This window comes from Bacillus sp. AF62 (assembly GCF_050312695.1).
In the GTDB taxonomy this organism is placed as follows: domain Bacteria; phylum Bacillota; class Bacilli; order Bacillales; family Bacillaceae_G; genus Bacillus_A; species Bacillus_A cereus.
On the sequence record NZ_JBNPJZ010000193.1, the window covers coordinates 1 to 1,621 of the forward strand.

Here is a 1,621-nt window from a genome sequence, read left to right on the forward strand (position 1 = left end):
CTTGAATGTTCCATACGTGTAATACCTATCAAATCTTTACCTAACTCTATTTCTTTACCAGTGTCTCGGCCACGCCTCTGAATCATATCAACATACCATCCAACTATTTGTGACCCTTGAACCTCAACACGGTACTGAATTTCTAATTTGAATAAAGAAGCGATTTTCTTTAAAAATGTTAGGGGATCCATAAATTCATCAATGGTCATCGTATGGAATCCTGCATAATCTGTTTTTCCACGTTTCCATTTCATACCTACAAGAGCCCTATCCATACATTCGTTTACCGTTTTTCCTTCTATTCGTTGCGGTTTTATAATGCCTGACTTAGCAATTTGAACCCAAGCTCCTGAAGCATATGTGGTAATGGATCGTTTGTCTGAATTCTTTTCTGTCTCTCTAATAACATAAGGTACAATTCTTCCGTCGCGAACTTCTTTTAAAACAAGATTTTGTTGTTGTAGCGTAGCTGAATGAGTAGTTCCATCAAAAACAGTAAAATCCAACATATCAACATTGTTCTTGATTTCCCACTGCCTATTATCATCCCAATAGTCCTGCGGCTGAATTGCTGCAACGATTTGATCTGTTTTAAAATCCACAACATGCAAAATGCCGCTTGGTGTTCTCATCGGTATCTCTCCCTATAACGAACGGTCGCTTTCACATCTGGTGGCATGATATCGATACGATTCTCACCACGTATGACAGTCGGAAAATTACTAAAAATGTCTTTTACATGAATTGCATTTTTACCGTTAATGGTTACAAGACTTTTTTCTGTATCAATTATCATCTTGTCTCCCGTGTCAAAAATGTAAGGCGGATTATTTTGAGTATTTACGTTCACTTTCCAGAATTTCAAATCTGAAACGGTCATCGCTTCTACTGGCGGTACATCTTGCCATTGCATCATACTAATCTGGATTTGTGCTGCTTTTTCCATATGATCGTTATTTTCATCCGTCCACCGCACAAATCGTTCTGAATCATCTTTTTCCGTCCCCGGAAGGAATTTCGAAATATACGCTTCCCATACATTGCCTGTTCTAGCTATCCACAAACGCCCTTGATATTGGTTCCAAGTGTTTGGGTAATCTCCACTCTCATAAATTAAACTTCTTCTTCCTGGTTTATTATCATAACCGATTACCATTGTTCCGTAGTTTTGCTCAGCTTGCCAAAACACATCAGTCATAGCTATTTTCGAAAGCACTTTACTGTTTTCATCTAATATCGCTATTTCCACTCGACCCATCTCATTGATACGTTTACTTTTACATGTAACATAAGCCTGCATAATAAAGTCTTGTACGGGCCCATTAGGTATATTTTTTTTAACAGCTGCACCATTCCATCCTTTTCCTATCCCTGTACCATAATTAGAGCAATAAAATTGATAACCGTCTGATTTCATATCACCGACTGGGTTGCCATCTTCCATTGCACTTACTTTACTCCACCCAACAGTGGTAGTCATTTCATCCCATATCAGCCTTTGATTTCTCTCTACAGGTAGTTGCTCTGTTTTCAAAGGATAACCCATTCTGAAGTAATCTCGATTATCCGGATACTCCCCAAACCACACATCTAAAAATGTACTTGGTTTCTGTGCTTCGAT

Annotated in this window: 2 protein-coding genes; both read right to left on the bottom strand. The window is 38.4% G+C overall.

Annotation, left to right across the window (positions count from 1 at the left end):
* A partial coding sequence (locus ACQRBL_RS32175) for a phage tail spike protein (RefSeq protein ID WP_427736403.1) occupies window positions 1–632 on the bottom strand: 632 nt, incomplete at its 3' end.
* A partial coding sequence (locus ACQRBL_RS32180) for a phage distal tail protein (protein WP_427736405.1) occupies window positions 629–1,621 on the bottom strand: 993 nt, incomplete at its 5' end. The genes ACQRBL_RS32180 and ACQRBL_RS32175, both read right to left, overlap by 4 nt.